We start from the raw sequence: 18,001 nt of genomic DNA, 5'->3' as shown, positions 1-18,001 counted from the left end.
AAAAAATAAGAAAAAGGGGAGAGAGTATGACTTATGGACAAAGGTTGTCATTTTTCTTTTTTGTTGACTCTTGTATTGTATTAACAACAATTTTTTTAAGTAGCTTTTTTACTAATGATTCATTAAGGATTATCCATACTCCAGTCATTATAACATCCATAGTCATTTTGGTTTGCCACCATTTATTTTCTTTTAAATGGAAGCTGTATAAGAAGGCATGGGAATATGCTAGTACTGGGGAACTATTTATTATACTTAAGATTGTAACTGCATCCATCATTATTGCAGGAGGAGTTCAGTACCTGTCCATGAATGAAGTTCACTATAGGCTTTTAATGGTAACTTGGGCATTTCACATTCTATTCATTGGTGGTTCAAGATTTTTCTGGAGAATGTACAGAGATGATATTAAAAATAAAGATATAAATAAAAATAGAACATTAATTGTTGGGGCTGGATCAGCCGGTACAATGGTAGTGAGGCAACTTTTAAAGAATCATGAAGTAAATCTTTTACCTGTTGGCTTCATTGATGATGATTTTACTAAGCAGAAATTAGATATTCTAGGAGTACCTGTGATTGGTGGAGTTCATACAATAGAGCGATTGGTGAAAGAGTTATCTATTGAAAATATTATAATCGCTATCCCTTCCTTATCACGAAAAGAGCTAAATGTGATTTTTCAAGAATGTGCAAAAACATCGGCAAAAACACAAATTCTACCTATGCTCGAAGACTTAGTTACAGGAAAGGTTTCGGTTAATCAATTTCGCGATGTCTTAGTAGAAGATCTTTTGGGACGGGATCCAATAAATCTTGACATCGAATCTATTTCAAACTTTCTTTTCAATCAAACAGTGTTAGTCACAGGGGCAGGTGGCTCTATTGGTTCGGAAATATGCAGACAACTTATAAAGTTTAATCCAAAAAAATTAATACTGTTAGGACACGGTGAGAATAGTATTTACACAATTGAGATGGAGTTAAAGGAAAGTGTAGGAAATTCATCAATAGAGATCATTACTGAAATTGCCGACATGCAGGATGCAGAAAAAATGGAGCTAGTTATGAGACAGCATAAACCAGATGTTGTATACCATGCTGCGGCACATAAGCATGTACCGCTTATGGAGAGAAATCCTGAAGAGGCAATCAAGAATAACGTTATAGGTACTAGAAATGTAGCTAACGCGGCGAGTTGGCATGGAGTTAAAACCTTTGTAATGATTTCAACAGATAAAGCAGTTAACCCTACAAGTGTCATGGGATCAACCAAGAGAATCGCTGAAATGATTGTTCAGTCCATGGATAAGGACAGTGAGACAAAGTTTGTTGCAGTAAGATTTGGCAATGTACTTGGTAGTCGGGGAAGTGTTATACCATTATTTAAAAAACAAATTGAAAAGGGGGGACCAGTAACAGTTACACATCCGGATATGATTCGTTATTTCATGACAATTCCAGAAGCGTCTAGACTTGTTATACAGGCAGGAGCACTAGCCAAAGGTGGAGAAATATTTGTACTGGATATGGGGGAACCAGTAAAAATTGTCGACTTAGCAAGAAATCTAATAAAGTTATCGGGTAATTCAGTTGAAGAAATCGGAATACATTTTACCGGAATTCGCCCTGGCGAAAAGCTTTATGAGGAATTATTAAAGGTAGATGAAGTTCATGAACAGCAAATATATCCAAACATATACATTGGAAAGAACAATGAATTTTATAATGAAGAGATAAATAACCTACTATCTACATTTTCAACTATGGAAAAAGAAGAACTTAGAAGCCGAGTACTTGCAATTGCTAACAATAAAGAGATTACAAAACCAACATTATACTCGATTTCGAGTTAGTGGGGTATTGAAATACCAAACAATAATTAAAAGTGAAGGAAGGGCTTGAAATGAAACGTGTGATCGATTTAGTCATCTCTCTGACTTTGTTAGTCTTTCTACTTCCTCTAATTATATGTATTGCACTCTTAATTAGATTTAAACTTGGATCCCCAGTTATATTTAAACAAAAGAGACCTGGAAAAGATGGGATTCCTTTTTATATCTACAAATTTCGAACCATGAATGATCAAAGAGATTCAAATGGTAAATTACTTCCTGATCATTTCAGATTAACTAAGTTCGGTAACTTCTTAAGAAAGTATAGTTTAGATGAGTTAACGCAGCTATTAAATGTTGTTAAAGGTGAATTAAGTTTAGTAGGTCCTCGACCATTACTTATGGATTATCTTCCCCTTTACTCTATGGAACAAAGGAGGCGTCACAATGTAAAACCAGGTATAACTGGTTGGGCACAGGTGAATGGACGTAATTTACTATCATGGGATGAGAAATTCAAACTGGATATCTGGTATGTAGATAACCAGAACATATGGTTAGACTTGAAAATTCTAATATTAACACTAAAACAAGTCTTTAACACGGAAGGCGTACAAAGTAAGGACTATGTGACAATGCCAGATTTTACAGGGAGTAAAGCAGATGAAGGTATGTAAGTGACTTTAGAACTATAGGGGTGATGGATGTTGCAGAACAATCATAGAATTTACCTTTCACCACCACATATGGGTGAAAGGGAAAAAATGTACATCAATGAAGCCTTTGAAACAAACTGGATTGCACCACTTGGACCTAATGTAGATGGTTTCGAAAATGATATTATCTCTTTTACAGGAACTGGTGGAGCAGTTGCTCTAAGCTCAGGTACAGCAGCTATTCACCTTGCCTTGATATTGCTAGGGGTAGAAAAAGGAGATAAAGTTTTTTGCTCAAGTCTTACCTTTGTAGCAAGTGCAAATCCGATATTATATCAAGGAGCTGTACCAGTTTTTATTGATTCAGAGCCTGAAACATGGAATATGTCTCCTAAAGCTCTTGAACGTGCATTAAGAGAAGCAGCTGATGATGGTAAGTTACCAAAAGCAGTCATAGTTGTTCATCTGTATGGTCAGAGTGCTAAAATGGATGAATTAATATCAATTTGTAATTATTATAGTGTTCCAATAGTTGAAGACTCTGCAGAATCCTTAGGGTCAACATATAAAGGAAAGGCAAGTGGAACGTTAGGTAAATTTGGAATATTTTCCTTTAATGGAAATAAAATTATTACTACTTCTGGAGGTGGGATGCTCATTTCAGATGATTTAGTTTTGTTACAAAGAGCTAGGTTCCTAGCAACACAAGCTAGGGATCAAGCAGCATACTATCAACATAGTCAAAGAGGCTATAACTATCGTTTGAGTAATATACTTGCTGGAATTGGTAGAGCTCAAATGGAGTTGATTGAAGAGCGTGTCTTTTCAAGAAGAACCATCTATGAGAAATATGAAAAAGGGCTAGGAACACTTCCAGGAGTATATTTTATCAAGGAATTGGAAAATACACGATCAAACCGTTGGCTAACGGCAATAACAATTAATGAAAAGGAAACAGGAGTTCATGTCTCTCAAGTGTTAAGAGCTCTTGAAGAAGAAAATATTGAAGCAAGACCTGTTTGGAAACCTCTCCATTTACAACCTTTATTTAATGAGTCTAAATATTACGCTCATGGAGAGGATGTATCTGCCAGATTGTTTCAATCGGGAATTTGTCTGCCATCTGGTTCAAGTTTGAGAGATGAAGAACAACTACGAGTAATTAATTGCATATATAAAACTTTAAAAGAACCATATATTACAGAAAAAGTGGCAAAATAATCCATTGAATGAGGTAAACAAATGATTGGTAAAAATATTTATCAAATCCGAAAACGTAAGGGGCTTTCATTGTCAGAACTTGCTGAACGAGCAAAAATATCAAAATCCTATTTAAGTAATATTGAACGTAATCTGAACCAAAATCCTTCCATTAATATGATCGAAAAAATAGCTTCAGTTTTAGACGTTGATATGCAAGTATTGTTATATTCAAATACTAACGGTGACCCGCGAACTACTCTTGAAAGGGAATGGATTGACTTTGTCCAACAACTAAAAGACTCAGGAATTGAAAAGGAACAAATTGAGGAATATAAAACACTTATTGAATTTATCCAGTGGAAAAATGAAAAGAATGAAGATAATAATAATAGATAAAAGAGTTGAAAGAACTAGTATGCCTTATCGTTCGCTATAAGAAACAAAAAAGTTGTTTTGTGTATGATATTTAGGTCTTACAATAAAAACATTTGTGGAGGAGCATATGAATGAAACCGTTAATATTGTTGATTTGATTTTGGTGTTAAAAAAGAGATGGAAGCTAATTGTTTTTCTGACCATACTGGCGCCTTTTATTAGTAGTTTAATAGCTATTTATTTCATCACACCAATCTATCAAGGGACTACTTTAATCTTAGTCAACCAAAAAAATTCAGAAAATCAAATAGATCTAAGCCAATTGAGTGACAATATTGATTTAATAAACACGTATGGGATGATCATAAAGAGCCCTGCCATTCTTGGAAAAGTGAAAACCAATCTTGATTTGTCTCAAAGTGTTGACCAACTCAATAAAAAAGTTACGATTAATAGCCAGAAAGATTCTCAGATTTTTTCTCTGACTGTTGAAGATAGCGATGCTAGTCAGGCGGTGAAGATTGCAAACGCTGTTTCGAAAACTTTTCAACAAGAGATAAAAGGAATTATGAATGTAGATAATGTTAGTATTCTTGCCGAGGCTGAACTAAATGAAAACCCTGTCCCAGTAAAGCCAAACTTACTTTTTAACATAGCAATAGCATTTATTATAGGCTTGTTGGGGGGGACCGGTATCGCTTTGTTAATGGAGTTAATGGATACTACATTAAAGGATGACCAAGATGTCATTATCCATTTAGGCCTACCTGTTCTTGGATCTATTCAAAAGACCTCTAAAACGTATTCAGGTAATACAAATGTATCAGGACAAACAAGGAGTGAGACTTTTGGGTCGTAAAAAAAGGGTAAAAAAAAGAAGGAATATTCAACTGATTTCTTTTAGCAATTCTATATCACCAATAAATGAACAGTATCGATTAATAAGGAATAACATTCATTTCTCTTCAGTGGATAATGAACTAAGTTCCATATTAATCACTTCGGCTGAACCAAGTGAAGGGAAATCCACCACAGCAGCTAACCTTGCAATCGTCCTTGCTCAAAAGGGGAAAAGGGTAATTTTAGTTGATGCAGATCTAAGAAAACCGACTATTCATTATGCCTTTTCTCTTAGTAACAAAGAAGGGTTAACAACGGTATTGACAAAAGATTGTACGTTAGAAACAGCAATTATGCGGACAGAGGTGGCTTATCTAGACGTTTTAACTAGTGGTCCGATTCCACCAAATCCTTCAGAACTACTTGATTCAAAATCAATGGAGATAGTGATGAAGGAATTAAAAGGGCTTTATGATTATATTGTTTATGATACACCTCCAATATTAGCTGTAGCTGATTCACAGAACATTGCAAATAAATGTGATGGTGTAGTAATGGTGATATCGAGTGGAGAAACTCGTAGAGATCGTGCAATAAAAGCAAAGGAACTAATAGAAAAGGCAGGATCGAAAATGTTAGGAGTAGTCATTAATGGTGTGGAAAAGAAGAAAGACGATTTTTATGGGTTATATAGTTAAAGTAGGAGGGTGATTCTTTTGGTAGATTTGCATTGTCATATATTACCTGGTATAGATGATGGTCCATCAGATGTATCGGAGTTTTTAGAAATGGCAAGTGCGGCAACAGAAACAGGAATTACCCATATTTATGCAACACCACATCATTTAAATGGTCAATATGAAAATAATAAAATAGAGATAATACAAAGTGTCAGTCGAGCTAATTACCTCCTTCATTTAAAATGCATACCACTTTTTATCCATCCGGGGCAGGAGCTAAGAATTCATCAAGGCTTAATCGATTCCATTGAAAACAATGAGGTGTTAACTCTAGATAATAAAGGAACTCATTTGTTATTAGAACTTCCAGCTGGAGAATTTCCATCATATACGTTTGATGTCATTTATGAACTATTGTTGAGAAGAATTACTCCAATAATTGTCCATCCAGAAAGAAATAAAGCGATTATTGAAAACCCTAAATATTTGTATGATTTAGTTAAAGAAGGAGCAATGACTCAAGTCACTTCAGGAAGTATTTTAGGGATATTTGGAAAGAGAATAAAATCTTTTTCTGAAAAAATGATTGTTCATCAATTAGCCCACTTTATCGCTACTGACGCTCATAATTCTCATTTAAGAGGTTTTTCACTTAAGCATGTTTTTAATTGTATTACTGCAAAATATGGAGAAGAGACTACCTTTTATTTTAAAAATAACGCTCAAATGCTTATGCTTGGGCATAATATCCATGTTCAAAAGCCCATTCATTTTAGAAGAAGGTTTATGGGAGTTTTCTAGGAAAAGAAAGGATGGTGGAGACAATAAGTGTCAATACACTACAACTTAACAGTGTGAGAGTTCCATTTACCCTTTCTCTTTTTTTTATTTCCATTCTGATGCATCAATCCAATATAATTTTTGGAATAAATCTTTCACTAGCAGATATATTTTGTATCTTCACATTGGTGCATTTAATTGCAATCAAGAAATTGTATATTCCAGTTAGCCCGCTTTTATGTTTTCTATTTTTATCTGTTCAAGTCATATTTACAGCTTCCTTTTATATTCCAATAGTTTTTAATCTGCACCCATACCCTGCCTCAATTATAAATGATTACTTTAAATTACTAGCGATTTTTGGTTATTTTCTCCTTGGATATAACTTATCAAAACTAAATCTAATGGAAAAAGTATTGAATTGGTATTCATTATTTGGGATTATAATTGGTTCAGTAGGAATTATATGGACGTTTTTAAATGTTAACTTATTTAGAGACCTTCTATTTTTTGGGGGCTCTAGGTATCGTGGACTTATGATTGATCCGAATTATTATTCTGTTTTACTAGTTACAGCAATCGTTTATTTCACTAGAATAAAAACGGTGCAGAATAATTTGAAATATCTAGCAATCTTAGTTACTATTTTATCTGTTTTAATATCTGGTTCAAAGACCGGTCTTATAACGTTAGGATGTTATTTTCTATTAAGGTTATTAGAATATTTACTTACACGAAGGAAAAAATTATTCGTTCTTGCGATTCAAGTAGCGCTACTTACAATGGTATTTTTACTAACTCCCCTGTTAATTAATTTTTTTCACGATCTGTTTAATACAATGGCTAGTAATATTCCATCATTTGGTAGGGTTTATTATTTGTTTGTCGATTTTAATGCAGCCCTATCTGAAGGAGGGTCAGGGAGAGAAACAACCTGGGTTACTGCTTTGCAAGTTATTCAAGCATCACCATTTGTTGGAGTGGGTATTGGAACATACACCTTGATGGCATCTAAGCTATTTAATTATGATAACGTCGCACATAATACTTTTTTGCAATTGTCAGCTGAATGGGGTCTTCCATTAGCATGTGCTTTTTTCTTATATATATTTTTCGCTTTAGGAAAAACAACCTTTTTAGCTTCGCATTCTTCTACCTTGAATATTATTTTAAGAGACATCATTGTTATTTTGTTAATTGGATCCATGGCTATTTCTTTAAATAATGCACGGATGCTGTGGCTATTCCTAGGTGCATTAGTATTTTCTTTGAGGTTAAATCATTTTAATAGCCACTCTGAATCTGAGAAGTTTAAATGAGGAGGAAAAATGTTAGGGAAAATTCATCACTATTTAATAGAAAAAAGGAAAGTTGTCGATGCTTTTTACAAATGTAATCACTATTTGGCATCAGGAATATACATTTTTGATGACTCGGTAAAATATATAGTCAAATTGGATCCTGGGATCAAAGAAAAGGCTTCTAGGATTCTTCAAAAGAATGAGTATAAAAAGAGGAGTACACGTTGGCTTGTATTTATATTAAAGCAAATAATATTTAAACAAGCTAAATTTACTTTATGGAATGACTCTTCTGATAAAGAGTTTTCTGGGAATGTCTTTTTACCAGTTGGAAGTACGAATGGATACAAGGATAAAAAGATTTTTGACTTAGTAAATAATAAAGTATTAACGGTGTTTTTTGACCGAAAGGAATACCAATCTACCTTAAACAATTATGAATACTTTAAAGATTATTTCCCTATGCCACCTATTATTTTCAGAGATGATAAAAAGTTTATCACGATTGAAGAACTTTTCTACTTTCATCCAGTAAATGATTGGAAGGAAGAGGATTTATCACTAGTAATGGGGGATATTTTTAATCATTATCTTCAATACTTAAATGATTGTGAAATAATGGGAAATTATTATTATGCTAAATCAACAATAGATTTAATAAAGGAATTACCAACGTCTGAAGAGATTCTATTTATTCAAAATCAAATTGATTCGGGTTTGTTTGAAACGGAGTTTCCTACACTAAAATTACATGGAGATCTTTGGGCTGCTAATACATTATTAATTAAAGATGAAAAGAATCAGGTTCTTTACATTGATTGGGAATTCTCAAAAGAACTTATATTCTTCTATGATTTCTTTAATATGATGTGGCTAGATGTATATATGAAGAATAGGTTTTTTATTTTTAATGAATATGTAAACGGAATCTATGATCAATATTTTAAAAGCGTATTTTCTTTATTTAATCTAACCTATGACAGTAAGCATAGAATGGATTACTTTCACCTATTTTTCCTATACTTTTATAAAGAGCGCTTAGTCCATTTTACTGAATCAGAGAAAAAAGCCTATTTTCTACAATATAAAAGGTTAGTGGAAACCGTAGAACGGTAAATCTAGGATAGCAGGGGAATGTATGAAAAAAACAGTTGTGATGCTAATGGTCATAGTGCTCCTTTCAAAAATAATAGGCTTTCTGAGAGATATCAGTTTATCTTACTTTTATGGTGCGTCCAACATAAGTGATGTCTATTTAATAGCTTTAACAATACCAACTGTAATTATAGGGATTATTGGCAAGGGGATTTATACTGGATTTATCCCAATGTACACGAATATCGAAATACATGAAGGTCTAGAAAAAGCAAATCAATATACAAATAACTTAGTAAACTTTGTCATGTTACTATGCAGCGGTATCTTTTTAGTAGGAATAATTTTTACAGAACCAATCGTAAAACTCTTTGCCGCTGGGTTTACGGGACAGACACTAGAACTAGCCATAGTGTTTTCTAGAATTACGTTAGTAAGTTTGTTTTTTAGTGGACTTATTTTTGTTTATACTGCATTTTTACAAGTAAAGGGAATTTTTATCATTCCAGCAATGATGGGGCTTCCTGCCAATATAATCGTCATAGGTTCATTTTTCCTAAGTTCACAAACAAATGTGTATGTTTTAGCAGTTGGTAGTGTGGTGGCTACGTTTTCTCAATTTATATTACTCTTAGTTTATAGCTATAAGCATCAATATAGTTTTCGTCTGGGATTGAATTTGAAAGAGAATAATATAAAAAGAATGATGTTATTAGCGTTACCTGTTATTTTAGGATCATCCGTAGAGCAAATAAACTTACTAATTGATCGAACCTTGGCCTCTCATATAGCTGAAGGAGGAATTTCAGCATTAAACTATGCAAACACCATAAATTTGGTGGTGTTAGGGGTTATTGTTTCCTCGATCACTTCCGTTTTATATCCTAAGATTTCTAAAATGGCTTCAGAGAATAATCAAAAAGAGATTCAGAGACATTTAACGGTTGCTATTAATACAATTAATTTATTTATTCTTCCAGCAACAGCTATTTATATGCTTTTCCCAAAGGAAATTATTCAGCTCTTATTTGGGAGAGGAGAATTTGATACACAAGCAATTGAAATGACTTCTAGTGCACTTTTTTACTACTCAATTGGAATTATTGGAATGAGCCATAGGGAACTTTTCTCTAGGGTTTTTTATTCATTGCAAGATACAAAAACACCAATGATAAATGCATCCTTGTCTATGTTTGTTAACATTATTCTGAATCTCTTGCTTTATCGGACCATGGGGATCGGAGGTCTAGCTCTAGGAACTAGTATTTCTTTCCTTTTATGTTCATACCTGCTTTTTTACCAACTTAGAAAAAAAATCGGGCGTTTTGAGCTAAAGTCAATTACCATAACATTCATTAAAACAGGTATTGGGACAATATTAATGGGAGGTATCAGTGTAATTGTTTATAACAACCTACTAGACTTAATTAGACCTACCTTTGCTCTATTGATGTCTATTGTTATTGGACTTGTAGCATACATAGTTGCAATTTTTTTCATGAAAATTAAAGAGGTTCAGACATTAGTTTTCCATTTCAAGAAACAAATTAAGACCATAAAGAGGACCGAGCATATGTAGTAAATAAATTTTGATCTCGATTGCAATGGGGAAAAGAGCTTTTTATAAGGCTCTTTACTTATAAATAAGTTTATAGATGAGCGAGAGGAGAAAAACCTAAACATGAAAATATTGTATGTAACAACCATATCAGACACTGTCAATGCTTTTTTAGTCCCACATATAAAATGGCTCGTTGAAAATGGCAATGAGGTTGCCCTTGCTTTTAATACTAATCAAGAAGTTAATCCTGAATTAATAAGCGCTGGTTGCAAAGTATACCACATTGAATTTCAACGTAATCCTCTAAAAAAGGAAAACCTTAAAGCTTACCAAAAAATAAGGAATGTTATTTTAAATGAGGGATTTAATTTAATTCATGTTCATACTCCTGTTGCATCTTTCATTACTCGACTAGCATGTAGAAATATAAGGGGAGTTAAGGTCCTTTATACTGCACATGGGTTTCATTTTTTTAAAGGTGCACCAAAGAGAAATTGGGTACTGTATTATACACTGGAAAAAATTGTATCAAGGTGGACGGATGGAATAATTACAATGAATGAGGAGGATTATGGAAGTGCAAAAAAACTAAGTTTGAGAGAGTCTAATTCCATTTATAAAATACATGGCATTGGACTTGATCTGAATAGATTCACTCCGCAAACAGTGGAGAGGAAAAATCACTTGAGGAATAAATACGGATATGAAAAAACAGATTTTATACTTATTTATGTCGGAGAACTTAGTTATCGGAAACAACAGGATTTATTAATTAAAGCTATAAGTCACCTTAAAGAAGAGATCCCCCACATAAAGTTATTGCTTGTTGGTGAAGGAGAGCGGTTGCTTGAATATAAAGAGTTAGTTATGTGCAATGGGGTAGGTAATAACGTTGAATTTATGGGTTTTCGGAATGACGTTCACAACTTAATGGCTATAGCAGATATCGCTATTTCAACTTCTAGGCAGGAAGGGCTTCCAGTAAATGTAATGGAAGCAATGGCAACTGGTTTGCCATTAGTTGTAACGGATTGCAGAGGTAATCGAGACCTAGTGACCAATGGGGAAAATGGTTATATTGTTCATATTGACGATGCTTTAGCCTGCGCAAATAGAATTAAAAAGCTCTATCAATCAAATGATTTAAGAGAAGCGTTTGCGAAAAGCAATAAGGAAAAAATAAGGAAGTATGAAATTAAACAAGTGTTAATCGAAATGGAAGAAATATATGATAAACAATCATTAAATTTATAGCCATTAAAAATTGAGCATTCATAAGGGGTGATTATATAAATGATTCAAAAAGTGTCGATAATCATGGGGATATATAATTGTCAAGAGTCATTATCGCAGACCTTACTATCTATTAAAGATCAATCCTATCGAAATTGGGAGTTAATAATGTGTGATGACGGATCGACTGATGCTACCTTTGACATTGCACATAAGTTTACACTGCAGGACAGTCGGATGAAGGTAATTAAAAATGAAAAAAATGTTGGGTTAGCGAAATCTCTGAATCACTGTTTGGAACATTCTACAGGTGATTATATAATGCGACATGATGGAGACGACTTGATGGTAGTGGATAGAATTGAAAAACAAGTAAAATATATGAATACTCATGAATGTGATGCCTGCGGTTCGTGGGCATATTTATTCGATAATAATGGTGTTTGGGGTATAAGGAAACTCGCGGAGAAACCTGAAAAACAAACAATGGTACTTGGAGCCCCTTTTATCCACCCAACAGTCATAATGAAACGTGATAGACTACTCGAGGTTAAGGGGTATTCTGACAACTGGATCACTAAACAGAGGTTAGAGGACTATGATTTATGGGTTAAATTTTTTGAAAAAGAGTTCGTACTCTATAACATACAAGAAGCCTTAATTTATTTCAGAGAGGACAAATACTCTTATAACCGGAAAACTAGAACATTTAGAATTACTGAAACGAGAGCGAGATTAAATGCCTGTAAGAGATTAAAGCTCCCATATTTTAAGAGAGTTTTAGCTTTAAAACCACTGTTTGTCATGATGATTCCTAAAAGGGCACTTAGGAAATATCATATATGGAAATCAAATCAACAAACCCCTGCTCTTAACTCGAATAAAGCTAATATTTCCTAGCACTTTGCTTTAGTTATGATAAAAAACTAGTAGAGATATGGAGAGAAGGTTATGAGTTCATCACTACGTACTGCCTTTATTTTACAGATTCATAAAAACCCTGAACAAGTAAATAAATTTATAGAACAACTTATTTATGGTGACCAAGCGGATGTTTATATTCATATAGACCAAAAGTCTAAAGAAGAATTAAATGGAAAAATAAGAACTGGGCCAAACGTAACGATATTAAATAGGTCTCTCGATTGTGAATGGGGGGATATCAGTCAGGTAGATACCACACTTTTATTACTTAGGGAAGTGCTTGCCACGAAAAAAAAGTATGATTTTGTTTGTTTAAGAAGTGGTCAGGATTTATTAATAAATGGTGGATTTAAGGAATATTTAAAAGAACAACAGAAAAATATTTTTTTGAATTTCCGAAAAATGGAGAGAAACGAATTAGGTTTAATGAGGATCAATTGGCCAAAAATTACAAGGAAAAGATACACGAGCGCTAATCCTATAAGAATATACAGGCGAATGCTGCTTTCTCTTTATCGAAAAGGAATCAATATAATACCCAATAAAAATAAATGGCCAAGGGAATTCTCTTTTTATAAAGGTTCCCAATGGTTCACTATTCCGCACGACGTCGCTTCTTATATTATTGAGTTTTTAGAGGGAAATGAATGGTATTATCATTATTTTAAAAATACATTGGTCCCAGATGAAAGTTTTTTTCATACCCTCATTATGAACTCACCTTATAATCAAAATGTAATAAATAATAATTTATATGTTTTAAAATGGGGTGAGACTTTGAGTGATAGGAATTCTCCTCAGGACTTATCTATAGAGGATATCCCCATGTTGGAAAGTTCAGAACAATTCTTTGCTCGGAAATTTGATGAAACTAAAGATCCATTAGTTGTTCAATATATAACGGGTAAAGTTGTGTTAGGTTGCAGTTGCAGTGAAAAAGAAGATCTATTAGATGTAAGAAAGATTTAAATTCTATTAATAAATACCAAATATCAAACAATTACAATATTGTTTGGAAGAAGGTAAACATGAATATAGTAAATTATATAGGAAGAAACAGGATGTTGTTAGTGATAATTCTTGTCTTATTTCTAGGATGTATAACAGTTTTAGGTTATCAGAAAATAATTAATGGGAAATTCCAAGAGTCGGCCATAAAGGCAATAACTGTAGATTCAAAAAATTATAATTTACGAAGTAGTGAAAGTCGCCTTATATTTGTAACAGCTCAATATGTGGATGGAAGACAGATTAATGTTAATGATTTAAGTACGTTTTCTTCTACTAGTAGTAACGTTGTTATGGTAGATGAGAATGGTGTCGTTACAGCCAAAGAAAACGGTGAAGCGAATATAAAAATTACCTATGCAGGGCTAAGTGAAACGATCAATGTCTCTGTAACAAGTCAGCTTCATCAGGTAAATGTAAAAGATTTTGGTGCTTTTGGTGATGCTTTTCATGATGACACGCTTTCTTTTCAAAATGCAATAGACTATCTAGCTAAAAAAGGTGGAGGTGATGTATATATCCCATCGGGCACATATATGCTACAGCCTATCTTTTTAAAGAGTAACGTTAATTTAGTAGGAGAAAATCGTGATAACGTTATTTTAAAGTTGTCTGATCATGCTTCAAATGGCCAAACGAGATTAATAGAAATGAATAACAATACAAAAGTTCAATCTCTTACGTGTGATGGAAACTATCAGAACCATCCAAATGGAAGTGAACATATGCATTGTATTTTTGTTTACGATAAAGATCATATTCTTATTGAAAATAATAGACTTATTAATGCTGTTGGTGATGGTATTTCCATTTCTGGTTCTAGAGGGAGTAGTAATTATGTGGTGATTGAAAATAATATTGTTGAGGAAAACCAACGGTCACAAATAGTAATAGAGCAAGTTAACCATTTAAGAATATTCAATAATAAAATTAGTTCTAAAACAGGACGTCCTGGTATTCATTTTGAGCCATGGGAAGAGATTCACTATTACGATGCAAAAATTATAGGTAATATTGTTGAAACTAATACAGAGGGATATAGTATCCTACTTACTGGTGCTGACTCGGAAGGTTCTGGCGTAGAAAGTTTAGGCTATTACTTTCATGGAATAGAGTTTTCGAATAATCGTGTAATTAGTCCATCAGGATATGTAAGGATTGTCGATACATCAGGGTTGAAGGTTGCAGACAACACATTTGATGTAAAGTATCTACACTTATGGAGAAAAAATGAAAAGGTATCTATAAGTAATAACTTCATTACTGCAGAGGACGGGGTGCGGGTTGAAGGGGGGGCAAATGGGAAGCTTGTATCTTCAGACACGTCTATTTCAAAAAATACCTTTCATACTTCAAAGAAAGGAATTGTTATTCAGGATGGTACTGAGAATATTAAAATAACAAATAATCGTTTCCTTGGTTCGGGAGACCAAACAGGAATAGAGCTATTTGTAACAGAAGATATTTCTAATGTCATTGTATCAAAGAATTCTTTCCGTAAATACAAGTACGGAATTTATTTCGATTATATCTCACATGAAAATAAAAGTATTAGAGATGTATCATTGTTGGAAAATGAGTTCATTCATTTAAGTGAGTATGCAACTTTCATGATGGGACCTGTTCATAATGTTGTCATTGATAAGAATAAAGTAATCCAATCATCTGGTGTATATATTAGTACGCACGAAGGACACTCAATGTCTAACTTAAGAATAAGTAACAATGTAATTGCAGGCGGAAAAAGAGGAATATACCAAACGGAGGTTGGTAAAGGTTCCCTAGTAGGTTTGATAATTAATGGTAACACTATTTTAGATTCAACTGCTAAAGGAGAAGGGGAGTATTCAACTGGGGCAGCTATTGAGCTAAATCGGTTTGCAAATCCCCCAGTAGATGTTTTGATTAAAAATAATACACTACTAAATAATGATCGAAATTTTATAACTGTTCCTGAATCATTATTGGATAGTGTAGTAGAAAATAATTTTAAAAAAAGTGAAAATTCATTGGGGGGATAATAGTTGGTGGGCTTATATGAAATTAAAGGTGAAAATAATTTGCATGTAGCGGACGTAGAGTTAAGCTATGAAAATATAACTAAATTAGAAGCTAATTTTGGATCGCCTCTATATATACTAAATGTAAATAAATTAAGAGAGAATTACCGAAAGATGGAGACTGCTTTTAAGAAACAATATCCCAAGACATTAATTGGATATTCTTATAAAACAAACTATCTTCCCTATTTATGTAAGGAATTATCAAAACTAGGTGCTTATGCGGAAGTAGTTTCACGACTAGAATATGATTTAGCTATTAAAATTGGAGAAAATCCAAAGCGAATTATCTTTAATGGTCCTCTCAAGAGCAAAGAAGATGTTCATTATGCATTAAAAAACAAGAGTAAAATAAACCTAGATTCTTATTATGAACTAGATTTTGTAAAAGAATATGCCCTTATAAATCCAACAGAAAAAATTAAAATTGGAATGAGAGTCAATTTTGATTTATCAAAGGATGAAGAAAGCTCACTTCAAAATGGATACAAGGTTAGTAGATTTGGGATTTGCGTAGAAAATGGAAACTTAGAAAAAGCAATACGAGAGTTAATGGAGTTTAAGAATATTCAAATTGTTGGGTTCCATGGGCATTTTTCTACTAGAACTAGAAGTGTGGATACTTACAGGAAAATTACTTTAGAGCTATGCAAATTAGCCAAGAAATATATACCGAATAATGTTGAGTATATTGATGTAGGTGGTGGGATGTATGGGGAATTACATGAATCTTTTGAGATTGTAACACCTACCTTTGACGAATATGCAGAAGCAATCGGAACGGTTATGAATGATCAATTCGCTGACACTCATCATAAACCATTATTAATTATTGAACCAGGTGTTTCAATGGTGGCGAATGTGATTAGTTTTGTTTCAAAGGTGATTGAGATTAAAACAATACAAAATCAGCAGTTTGTATTAGTAGACGGAAGTGTTCACAATATTAAACCGACAATGCACACTAGAAATCTTCCAATGAAGATTTTAAGGCATAAGGGTTCTAAAGGTCATAAAGAGACTTTTAATATTGTAGGTTATACCTGTATGGAGAAAGACTATCTAGCTCACAATATTCATGACGGACTCCCTCAAAGAGATGATTACATAGTCTTTGAGAATGTTGGTGCTTATACAATCGTGTTCAATCCACCATTTATAAAAGAACGCCCTTGTATTGTGGCATTTGATAGTAATAAGATTTTTTTGACAAGGAAAAGTGAAACATTCAAGCAATTTTTTAATGAGGAACTTTATTGCTTTTCCAAAGGAGACACCGATGAATATCTTACTTTGTAGTGTGGGGCGTCGAGTTAAATTGGTTGAGTACTTTAAAGCGGCGTGTAACGAAAGAAACGGAAAGATCATAGCAATTGACTGCGATTCAACAGCAGCAGCTCTATATTTTGCTGATGAATACGAAATAGTACCAAGGATTGATCACCCAGAGTATATTTCCATAGTAAAACATCTTTGTCGTCAATATGAAATTAGTGCCATTCTATCATTGATTGATCCTGAATTGTCTCTACTAGCAACACATAAGGAGGAATTTGAGCTAGAGGGTGTGACTGTTGTTGTTTCTAATCCGGATGTGATTGAGACGAGTTTTGACAAGTATTTGACTTATGAGTTCCTAAAAGCTAACAACCTACCATTTGTTCCCACATATACCGATTACAATCAAGTAATAAACGAAGTTCAGAATAATAACCTGGAATTTCCTTTAATTGCAAAACCAAGGCATGGAAGTGCGAGTATAGGAATAACTAAGGTCCATAACATGAAAGAGCTTGAAGTTTTGAAGGAGGAATCTCAAAAGATAGTAATTCAACCCTTTTTAAAAGGTGAGGAATACGGTGTTGATTGTTATGTAGATATTATCTCAAAAGAAACAATTTCTATCTTCCTTAAGAAAAAGTTAAGAATGAGAGGAGGGGAAACAGATAAGTCAGTATCTATTGTCGACCCGGCATTAAGGACGCTTATTGAACAGCTTCTTAAAGCTTTAGGACCTATAGGACCAGTAGATGTTGACTGTTTTATGACCAACAACGGGTATGTTATATCTGAGATAAACCCAAGATTCGGTGGTGGATATTTGCACGCATATGAGGCTGGCCAAAATTTTGTAAAGTATATTATAAAGAATATATGTGGAAATAAAAATATTCCTAATGAAAATGTATATAAAGAAGGAACAATACTAGTAAAGTATGATTCTTTTATTATTATGTAGTTGGTTCGGAAAGAAATGGGAAGGGAATTATATAAACTTTTTTAATATCCCTTTCCTCCTCTCTCTTAATAGCAATATCAATAAATTTCTTTTAATTCTTCAAGTATTTTTATGCCTCCACATTGGGTGAAAAGTTAGTTGAGTATTCTAACAATTAATGGTAAAATAATTTCACATGAACATAAAAAGAAACAGCGTTGCGTAATAAGAA

The 18,001-nt window shown here is 33.2% G+C and carries 16 protein-coding genes; all 16 read left to right on the top strand.

Going from position 1 to position 18,001, the window contains the following annotated elements:
* Positions 1-26: 26 nt before the first annotated feature.
* A complete protein-coding gene (locus tag M3175_RS07400; RefSeq protein WP_251516866.1) occupies positions 27-1,856 on the top strand; it encodes a polysaccharide biosynthesis protein in 1,830 nt (609 codons plus the stop codon).
* Positions 1,857-1,906: 50 nt separating this feature from the next.
* A complete protein-coding gene (locus tag M3175_RS07395) occupies positions 1,907-2,512 on the top strand; it encodes a sugar transferase (RefSeq protein WP_251516864.1) in 606 nt (201 codons plus the stop codon).
* A 27-nt stretch (positions 2,513-2,539) separates the two neighbouring features.
* Positions 2,540-3,712 carry an aminotransferase class I/II-fold pyridoxal phosphate-dependent enzyme gene (locus M3175_RS07390; protein WP_251516862.1) on the top strand — a complete coding sequence of 391 codons (1,173 nt, stop codon included), beginning with the start codon at positions 2,540-2,542 and terminating at the stop codon, positions 3,710-3,712.
* 21 nt (positions 3,713-3,733) lie between these two features.
* On the top strand, positions 3,734-4,090 hold the full coding sequence (locus M3175_RS07385) for a helix-turn-helix domain-containing protein (RefSeq protein WP_251516860.1): 357 nt from the start codon (positions 3,734-3,736) through the stop codon (positions 4,088-4,090).
* A gap of 106 nt (positions 4,091-4,196) precedes the next feature.
* A complete protein-coding gene (locus tag M3175_RS07380; RefSeq protein WP_251516858.1) occupies positions 4,197-4,928 on the top strand; it encodes a YveK family protein in 732 nt (243 codons plus the stop codon).
* Positions 4,909-5,607 carry a CpsD/CapB family tyrosine-protein kinase gene (locus tag M3175_RS07375; protein WP_371321672.1) on the top strand — a complete coding sequence of 233 codons (699 nt, stop codon included), beginning with the start codon at positions 4,909-4,911 and terminating at the stop codon, positions 5,605-5,607. The genes M3175_RS07380 and M3175_RS07375 overlap by 20 nt, the downstream gene beginning before the upstream one ends.
* A gap of 18 nt (positions 5,608-5,625) precedes the next feature.
* A complete protein-coding gene (locus M3175_RS07370) occupies positions 5,626-6,390 on the top strand; it encodes a tyrosine-protein phosphatase (RefSeq protein ID WP_251516854.1) in 765 nt (254 codons plus the stop codon).
* A gap of 14 nt (positions 6,391-6,404) precedes the next feature.
* Positions 6,405-7,688, top strand: coding sequence for an O-antigen ligase family protein (locus M3175_RS25060; protein ID WP_251516852.1), 1,284 nt, complete (start codon positions 6,405-6,407; stop codon positions 7,686-7,688).
* A 9-nt stretch (positions 7,689-7,697) separates the two neighbouring features.
* Positions 7,698-8,786 carry a hypothetical protein gene (locus tag M3175_RS07360; protein WP_251516850.1) on the top strand — a complete coding sequence of 363 codons (1,089 nt, stop codon included), beginning with the start codon at positions 7,698-7,700 and terminating at the stop codon, positions 8,784-8,786.
* Between the two features lie 22 nt (positions 8,787-8,808).
* Positions 8,809-10,344, top strand: coding sequence for a murein biosynthesis integral membrane protein MurJ (murJ, locus tag M3175_RS07355; protein ID WP_251516848.1), 1,536 nt, complete (start codon positions 8,809-8,811; stop codon positions 10,342-10,344).
* Positions 10,345-10,446: 102 nt separating this feature from the next.
* Positions 10,447-11,580 carry a glycosyltransferase family 4 protein gene (locus M3175_RS07350; RefSeq protein WP_251516830.1) on the top strand — a complete coding sequence of 378 codons (1,134 nt, stop codon included), beginning with the start codon at positions 10,447-10,449 and terminating at the stop codon, positions 11,578-11,580.
* Between the two features lie 39 nt (positions 11,581-11,619).
* Positions 11,620-12,459 (top strand): glycosyltransferase family 2 protein, encoded by an 840-nt coding sequence (locus tag M3175_RS07345; RefSeq protein WP_285852205.1) that lies wholly within the window; start codon positions 11,620-11,622, stop codon positions 12,457-12,459.
* 51 nt (positions 12,460-12,510) lie between these two features.
* Positions 12,511-13,452 carry a beta-1,6-N-acetylglucosaminyltransferase gene (locus M3175_RS07340; RefSeq protein ID WP_251516826.1) on the top strand — a complete coding sequence of 314 codons (942 nt, stop codon included), beginning with the start codon at positions 12,511-12,513 and terminating at the stop codon, positions 13,450-13,452.
* 92 nt (positions 13,453-13,544) lie between these two features.
* Complete coding sequence (locus M3175_RS07335) at positions 13,545-15,512, top strand: right-handed parallel beta-helix repeat-containing protein (protein ID WP_251516788.1); 1,968 nt, start codon at positions 13,545-13,547, stop codon at positions 15,510-15,512.
* A gap of 6 nt (positions 15,513-15,518) precedes the next feature.
* Complete coding sequence (locus M3175_RS07330; protein ID WP_371321675.1) at positions 15,519-16,850, top strand: type III PLP-dependent enzyme domain-containing protein; 1,332 nt, start codon at positions 15,519-15,521, stop codon at positions 16,848-16,850.
* A complete protein-coding gene (locus M3175_RS07325) occupies positions 16,831-17,790 on the top strand; it encodes an ATP-grasp domain-containing protein (RefSeq protein ID WP_251516729.1) in 960 nt (319 codons plus the stop codon). The genes M3175_RS07330 and M3175_RS07325 overlap by 20 nt, the downstream gene beginning before the upstream one ends.
* Positions 17,791-18,001: the final 211 nt, after the last annotated feature.

This window comes from Robertmurraya korlensis (assembly GCF_023715225.1).
Taxonomy (GTDB): Bacteria; Bacillota; Bacilli; order Bacillales; family Cytobacillaceae; genus Robertmurraya_A.
Note: the sequence above shows the minus strand (reverse complement) of the source record. Positions and strands in the feature narration are given on the sequence as shown.